Annotated in this window: 7 protein-coding genes and 1 pseudogene; 4 read left to right on the top strand and 4 right to left on the bottom strand. The window is 73.8% G+C overall.

The features are described 5' to 3' along the window. Together ABFC67_RS06020 and ABFC67_RS06015 are read left to right on the top strand one after the other, a co-directional pair. Positions 1-402: pseudogene (locus ABFC67_RS06020) on the top strand (DNA-3-methyladenine glycosylase 2 family protein); the annotation flags it as partial. After that, positions 399-914, top strand: coding sequence for a methylated-DNA--[protein]-cysteine S-methyltransferase (locus tag ABFC67_RS06015; protein ID WP_346737138.1), 516 nt, complete (start codon positions 399-401; stop codon positions 912-914). The pseudogene ABFC67_RS06020 and the gene ABFC67_RS06015, both read left to right, overlap by 4 nt. A 192-nt stretch (positions 915-1,106) precedes the next feature. Here the strand turns inward: ABFC67_RS06015 and ABFC67_RS06010 are convergent, their stop codons facing one another. After that, positions 1,107-1,742, bottom strand: a complete 636-nt coding sequence (locus tag ABFC67_RS06010) for a DUF4124 domain-containing protein (protein ID WP_346737137.1) — start codon at positions 1,740-1,742, stop codon at positions 1,107-1,109. Between the two features lie 94 nt (positions 1,743-1,836). Here ABFC67_RS06010 and ABFC67_RS06005 point away from each other — a divergent pair, with 94 nt between their 5' ends. Then, positions 1,837-2,877, top strand: coding sequence for a GntG family PLP-dependent aldolase (locus ABFC67_RS06005; RefSeq protein ID WP_346737136.1), 1,041 nt, complete (start codon positions 1,837-1,839; stop codon positions 2,875-2,877). A 26-nt stretch (positions 2,878-2,903) separates the two neighbouring features. Here ABFC67_RS06005 and ABFC67_RS06000 read toward each other — a convergent pair whose 3' ends face one another. Both ABFC67_RS06000 and ABFC67_RS05995 read right to left on the bottom strand, forming a co-directional pair. After that, positions 2,904-3,848, bottom strand: coding sequence for a DegV family protein (locus ABFC67_RS06000; protein WP_346737135.1), 945 nt, complete (start codon positions 3,846-3,848; stop codon positions 2,904-2,906). Positions 3,849-3,966: 118 nt separating this feature from the next. Next, entirely contained in the window at positions 3,967-4,596 is a 630-nt protein-coding gene (locus ABFC67_RS05995; protein ID WP_346737134.1) for a 2-hydroxychromene-2-carboxylate isomerase, read from the bottom strand. 158 nt (positions 4,597-4,754) lie between these two features. Here ABFC67_RS05995 and ABFC67_RS05990 point away from each other — a divergent pair, with 158 nt between their 5' ends. Next, a complete protein-coding gene (locus ABFC67_RS05990) occupies positions 4,755-6,440 on the top strand; it encodes a diguanylate cyclase (protein ID WP_346737133.1) in 1,686 nt (561 codons plus the stop codon). Positions 6,441-6,623: 183 nt separating this feature from the next. On the opposite strand, the gene ABFC67_RS05985 is transcribed toward ABFC67_RS05990, so the two are convergent. Continuing rightward, on the bottom strand, positions 6,624-6,869 hold a 246-nt coding region (locus tag ABFC67_RS05985), incomplete at its 5' end, for an acyl-CoA dehydrogenase domain-containing protein (protein ID WP_346737132.1).

The following is a 6,869-nucleotide window of genomic DNA, read 5'->3' as shown; positions in this document are numbered from 1 at the left end:
GACGCGGACGCCGCGCCCGGCCTGCGCGCGCTGTTCCCGTCGCCGGCCGTGCTCGCCGACGCCGACCTGACTGCGCTCGGCGTGACGCGCGCGCGCGCCGACGCCATCCGCACCCTGGCGCGCGCCGTGGAAGAAGGACGCGTCGGTTTCCGCGCCGAGCAGGGCCTGCCCGCATTCGTCGAGGCGTGGAGCGCGCTGCCCGGCATCGGCGCCTGGACCGCGCACTACGTCGCGCTGCGCGCGCTCGGCCACCCCGACGCGTTCCCGGCGGCCGACCTGGTGCTGCGCAAGGTCGCCGGCGGCGGCGCGCCGTTGACGACGCGCGCGCTGGAGGCGCTGGCGCAGGACTGGCGGCCGTGGCGCGCCTACGCCACCATGTTGCTCTGGCGCGGCGCGGGATGAGCGCGACGATGTATTTCGATTATTGCGGGACGCCGATCGGGCCGCTGCTGCTGGCGGCGGACGCGACCGGCGCGCTGACCCACCTCGACCTGCCGCACGAGCGGCGCCCGACGACGCCGCAGCCGGACTGGCGCCGCGCACCCGAACGCTTCGACGCCGCGCGGCGCCAGCTCGAAGCGTATTTCGCCGGCACGCTGACCGCGTTCGACCTGCCGCTGGGCCCGCGCGGCACCGCGTTCCAGCGGCAGGTGTGGGCGGCGCTGTGCGAAGTGCCGTACGGCACCACCGCCAGCTACGCCGAGATCGCGCGCCGCATCGGCCGCCCGGCCGCGGTGCGCGCGGTCGGCGCGGCGAACGGCGCCAACCCGATCGGCATCATCGTGCCCTGCCATCGCGTGATCGGCAGCAACGGCAGCCTGACCGGCTACGGCGGCGGCCTGCCGATGAAGCGCTACCTGCTCGAGCACGAGCGCCGCCACGCGCCGCCGCCGCGGCTCGTGCTGCAGGGGTAGTTCGCCGGCGCGCACGGTGTCAAGTCACGGCCGAAGTCAAGATGCAACGGCGCGCGCGGTTGTCCACAGCGCCTGTGGACAACTCATGGGAAAACGCTGTGCATGATCGCGTGCACGCCTTGTCGCGGCAGCGTTTCCAGCACTTTGGCGAAAATTTGATCGCTGCCCCGACGGGCGCGCCGCGGCCCGGCCTCAGCAGGCGTCGAGCTGCGCGCGCAGCTCCGCCTCGCGGCGCTCCAGCGGCGGCCTGTCGCTGGGGAAGGCGGTGCGCAACGCGCGGTGGTTGGCGTCGTAGCGGCGCTGCACCTCGGCGCAGATCTCCGTGCGCGTGGCCGGCCGGCAGGCGTCCTGCACCCAGGTGTAGCCGCCGGCGAGGCGGTCGTGCACGACCGGCGGGTGGCGGTTCGCCTCCGGCGCGGACGGCTGCACCATCGCGCCGAGCCCGCGTCCGGGAATGCCGAGCACGCCGAGCGGGACGAGGTACGGCGCCGGCTCGGGCGTGGCGCTGAGGTAGGTCTTGCCGGGATCGCTGGCCTGCGCGCAGACGTACAGTTGCGGCAGCGTCGCGGCCACAGGGCGCGGTGCTGCGTCGGCCGTCGCGGCCGCGGCGCGGGGCGCCGCGACCGGCGCGGGCACGGATGCCGTCGCGCTGCCTGCGCCGTCCTCCAACCGCAGCGCCTGCTGGCGCTGGCCCGATGCGCACGGCCGGTCCTGGTAGGCGACGCGTCCCCGCGCGTCGGTGCAGCGGTAGGCCTGCTGCGCGCGCGCGGCGGTGCCGAGCGATGCCAGCACGAGCAGGGCCAGGCAGGCGCGCAACGCACGACGCATGACGATCTCCGCGACCGGCGCATTGTACGTCCGGCCCTTGCGCGCGGCGCGCGCGCAGGGCGATGCTTGCGCGTCACGCCGCCGGAAACGCGCCATGTCCGCACGCATCATCGACCTGTTCAGCGACACCAAGACCCGCCCGACCGCGGCGATGCGCGCGGCGATGGCTGCGGCCGAGGTCGGCGACGAGCGTGCCGGCGAGGATCCGACCGTCAACGCGCTGGCCGAGCGCTGCGCCGCGCTGCTCGGCAAGGAGGCCGCGGTCTACCTGCCGTCCGGCACGATGTGCAACGAGATCGCGCTGGCGGCGCACTGCCGGCCCGGCGACGAGGTGCTGTGCGACGCCACCGCGCACATCGTCGGCTTCGAGGGCGGCGGCCCGGCCGCGCTGGCCGGCGTGATGCTGAACCCGATCGCCGGCAGCCGCGGCATCTTCGACGCGCCGCAGCTCGCGGCGAAGCTGCGCGTGGACAACCCGCAGGCGCCGCGCCAGCGCCTGGTCGAGGTCGAGCAGACCGCCAACCTCGGCGGCGGCGCGGTGTGGCCGCTGGCGACGCTGCGCGCGGTCGCGGAGACGGCGCATGCGGCCGGCCTCGCCACCCACATGGACGGCGCGCGCCTGTTCAACGCGGTGGTCGCTTCCGGCGTGCCCGCGGCGGAGTACGCGCGCGGTTTCGACAGCGTCTGGGTCGATTTCAGCAAAGGCCTGGGCACGCCCGGCGGCGCGGTGCTGGCCGGCTCGCGCGCGTTCGTCGCCGAGGCGCGGCGCTGGCAGTTCCGCATCGGCGGCGCGATGCGCCAGAGCGGCATCATCGCGGCGGCCTGCCTGTACGCGCTCGATCATCACGTCGAGCGCCTGGCCGCGGATCACGCCCACGCGCGCCGGCTGGCGGAGGGCGTGGCGGCGCTGCCCGGCGTGGCGATCGACCCGGCGACGGTGCAAACCAACCTGGTCTACTTCGAGATCACCGACCCGCGCTTCGACACCGCCACGCTGGCCGCGGCCACGCTCGCGCGCGGCGTGCGCCTGTGCCCGATGGGCCCGCGGCTGATGCGCGCGGTGACCCATCTCGACGTGAGCGCACAGGACATCGAAAGCGCGCTGCAGGTGCTGGGCGACGCGCTGCGCGGCTGAGGCGGCATGCGCGGCCGCCGCGGCGTTCAGAACGCCGGCGTGTGTTCCGGCGCGGCGAAGCCGAGCGCGAGCGCGCCGGCGCCGAGGTTGACCATGCCGGTGATGCTCATCGGGCTGGCGAAGGCCTCGACGCCGGCCTCGGCGCAGACCTGCATCAGGCCGGCGTAGCCGGGCAGCGCCTCCAGCTCGGCGAGGTCGCCGCCGTAGCTGAGGCACAGCGTCGGCGTCAGCAGGCCGGCGCGCACGCGCTCGGCGGCATAGCCGAGCAGCTTCTCGGCGGCGTGTTCGAAGCCGCGCAGCTTGGCCACCGGGCGCGTCTCGCCGCGGTAGCAGTGCAGCAGCGGCTTGACGTCGAGCGCGGTGCCGAGCGCCGCGCTGACCCAGCTGACGCTGCGGTCGCCCTTCTTCTGCGCGCGCGCCCGCACGTAGTAGAGGTCGCGCGGGATCACGTAGCCGTAGGTGTTCTGCGCGAGGTATTCCAGCCGCTCGCGGATCTTGGCCGGGCTCTCGCCGGTTTCGGCCATGCGCACGGCCTCCACCGCGGTGACGCCTTGCGCGGCGAACAGGTTCTGCGTGTCGATCACGCGCAGCAGGAACGGCCCGGTGACGTTGGCCGCCGCGCGCGCCGCCTTGTAGTCCTTCAGGATGGCGAAGCTGGCCTGGGTGGCGTTGGCGAAGATCGGGCTGCGCGTCGAGGTGACGGTCAGGCAGAACACGAAGTCGTGCTCGAGCACGAGGCGCGAGAGGAACACCTCGCGGATCTGCTCGACGCTGTACGGCGCGGTTTCGGCGTCGTGGCCGCGTTCGGCCACGCGTTCGCTGAGGAAGCGCGCGGTTTCGGCGGGGTCGCGGGTGTCGCTGAGGGTCTGGCCGTCGACCTGGATCGTGATCGGCAGGATGCCGATGCGGCGGTTCTCGAAGAATGCTGCAGGCAGATCGCAGGTGGAATCCACCACGACACCGATGCGCATGGCCAAGCCCTCCCCGGGTTTCCGTGACGCCCGCCTGGAAATCTAGCATGGCGCGTGCCGGTGCCTGCCAACGGCGTCGCATCGATGCGAATGTTCACATCGCCGCGGCGAGGCGCGCTCAGCGCGGGCGTTCGGTGCCGACCGGCAGCGCGGCGAGGCGGCGGTAGGCTTCGGCATCGAACCGCTGCGGACGCGCCAGCCAGTCCTCCAGCATCGGCGTCGCGTCGTTGCCCCAGAACAGCGTGTCGCCGATGCGCACGGTCGGCACGCCGTACACGCCGGCGGCGATCGCCTCGTCGGTATTGGCGCGCAGCGCGGCCTTGACCGCCGGGTCGGCGATCGCGGCGCCGACGTCGGCGATGCCCAGCGTGCGCCCGGGCACGGCGAGCTGCGCGGCCGTCTCGCCGGCGCGCCCGTGTTTCCAGAAGTGATCGAAGATCGACGCGACCGCATCCCAGCCGCCGCCGGCGGCGATGCACAGGCGCAGCGCGGCCAGCGGGTTGAACGGATGCGCCGGCGGGAACGCGAGCGGCAGTCCCGCACGTTCGGCCTGCCATTGCACGAAACGGTAGGTGAAGGCGCGTTTCGACGCGATCTCCGCCGGCCCCAGCGTGCCGTTGGCTTTCAGCACCGCGCCGAACACGATCGGCACGGGCTCGATCGCGAGGCGCGCGCGCAGCGTCCCGAGCCGCGCCAGTTGCAGGTAGGAGAACGGCGAGACGAAATCGAAATACCAGCGGGCCTGCATCGGAATCGCTCCACGGGCTGCGGCGGCGGCCGCGCGCGGTCGCCGCGGGATGGTGCCCGACGGCGGCGTATGGCTATGCTGCGCACTCCCCGGCGAAGGCATAGTATCCCCGCGAGCGGGGGGCAACGATGGGCAATCCGTTGACACGGCGATTCGCGGTGGCGGCCCTGATGCTGTTGGCCGCGACCGCGCGCGCGGCGCCCGCGCCGCCGCTGCAGGTCGCGGCCCTGCCCGCCGACGCGGGCGCGCTGCCGGCGGCGGCCGTCGTCGCGGGAGCCTATGCCGACGCCTTCCGCCCGCAGGCGCACGCGCTGCTGCGCGGCGCCGACCAGCATGCGGTCTGGTATCGCGTGCAGCTCGGCGCCGACTGGTCGGCCGCCAGCGCGCCGCTGCTGGTCGTGTCCGGCGCGGTGCGCACCGGGCTGGTCGCGTACCTGCCGCCGGATTACGCGCCGCGCGCGGTGACGCCGTACGACGCCGGCCTCGATCCGCGCTTCTCGCGCCACGCGCTGGTGTTCGAACTGCCGCGCGACCTGCGCGCGGGGCAGCCGGTCTACCTGGCCGTCGGCGCGCCGGCGCAGAGCCAGCCGCTGCACGTACGCGTCGCCGACTACGACAGTTACCAGGCCGAGGATCTCGACCACGTGCGCATCAGCGCGGCGATCTCCAGCGCGCAGGGCGCGATGCTGGCGGTGATCCTGTGTTTCTGGATCGTGCTGCGCGACCGCGTGTTCCTGTACTTCCTCGGCTACGCCGGCTTCCAGGTGATCTACCAGATGGCGGTGTCCGGCGAGCTGTACGCGCTGCCCGGCGCCGGCGTGCTGGCGCCGCTCGGCTACCACCCCGGGCAGTTCGCCGCGCTGCTGTCCGCGCTGCTGTCGATCAACTTCATCGTCGACTTCGCCGACTTGCGCCGCAGCGTGCCGTGGATGGCGCGGCTGCTCGACTGGGCGCGCTGGCCGTACGCCGCGCTGGCAGTGGCGCTGTGGCTGCCGCCGCTGAAACCGGATGCGTGGCTGCCGAATAGCGCCAACGCGCTGCTCGCGGCCAGCGCGCTGCTGGTGCTGCTGGCGGCGTGGCGCGCGTGGCGCCGCGGCAACCGCCAGGCCGGCTTCTTCCTGATCTCGTGGCTGCCGCTGCTGGCGCTGACCGTGCTGCGCGTGCTGCAACTGATCATCGGCCTGCCGCTGCCGGCGTGGCTGGCCTACGGTTTCCCGTTCAGCATGGCCTATGCGGCGGTGGTGATCACCGTCGGCCTGGCCGACCGCACCCTGCAGGCGCGGCGCGAGCGCGACCAGGCGCACCGCCTGGCCGAGTTCGATCCGCTCACCGGCGCGCTCAACCGGCGTGCGGTGCTGACCCGCCTGCGCGTGGCCTACGCCGACGCGCGCCAGTCGCGGCGCCCGCTCGGGCTGCTGTTCCTCGACCTCGACCACTTCAAGCGCATCAACGACAGCCACGGCCACGCCGCCGGCGACGACTGCCTGATCGCGGTGGCCGGCGCGATCCAGGCGGAATTGCGCGAACTCGACTGGCTGGGCCGCTACGGCGGCGAGGAATTCCTGGTGGTGCTGCCGGACGCGGCCGCGCTGAATGCGCGCATCGTCGCCGAGCGCATCCGCCTGCGCGCCACCGAGCTGCGCGTGGCCGCCGCCGACGAGGAACTGCGCCTGACGGTGAGCATCGGCATCGCCCTGCTCGACAACGCCACGCCGACGCCGGAGGCGCTGATCGAACACGCCGACATCGCGCTGTACCGTGCCAAGGCGCAGGGCCGCAACCGCGTCGTGCAGTACCTGCCCGGCGAATTGATCGACGCCGCGACGCTGGCGCGACAGGGTTGAGCGGGAGGCGAGGGGCGCCGCGCGTCAAGGCGCAGACGACGAAGCGCAAGCCGTCCTGCGGACGGCCTCCTCACCCCAACCCTCTCCCCGCCGGGGGGAGGGAGACAAGCCTGCGGCTTCGCTTCCTCACGCAGCGCCTGCGGCTTCCCGATCCGCTCCCGCTTGCCCGCTCCCACGCCGACGCTAACGCAACTGCCGATACACCTCCGGCGCGAACGCGTCGACCTGCACCACCACGTCGCGGGCGTCGCGCGCGTCGTTCAACTGCTCGTACTCGGCGGCGCTGATCACGCCCGCCTCCAGGCCGAGGTCGTCGAGCATGTGCCCGGGCGCGCGCTCCAGCCGGCCCACGCGCACCGCCGCGCGCAGCTTGCTCTCGATCGGCACCGCGCGCACCCCCCAGGCCAGCCCGGCTACCAGCTCCCCGAG

This window comes from Mizugakiibacter sp. (genome assembly GCF_039680435.1).
Classification (GTDB): Bacteria; Pseudomonadota; Gammaproteobacteria; order Xanthomonadales; family Rhodanobacteraceae; genus Mizugakiibacter.
Note: the sequence above shows the minus strand (reverse complement) of the source record. Positions and strands in the feature narration are given on the sequence as shown.

Coding starts and splice junctions, on each gene's coding strand:
- ABFC67_RS06015 (WP_346737138.1), top strand. CDS start 399: ATGAGCGCGACGATGTATTTCGATTATTGCGGGACGCCGATCGGGCCG.
- ABFC67_RS06010 (WP_346737137.1), bottom strand. CDS start 1,742: ATGCGTCGTGCGTTGCGCGCCTGCCTGGCCCTGCTCGTGCTGGCATCG.
- ABFC67_RS06005 (WP_346737136.1), top strand. CDS start 1,837: ATGTCCGCACGCATCATCGACCTGTTCAGCGACACCAAGACCCGCCCG.
- ABFC67_RS06000 (WP_346737135.1), bottom strand. CDS start 3,848: ATGCGCATCGGTGTCGTGGTGGATTCCACCTGCGATCTGCCTGCAGCA.
- ABFC67_RS05995 (WP_346737134.1), bottom strand. CDS start 4,596: ATGCAGGCCCGCTGGTATTTCGATTTCGTCTCGCCGTTCTCCTACCTG.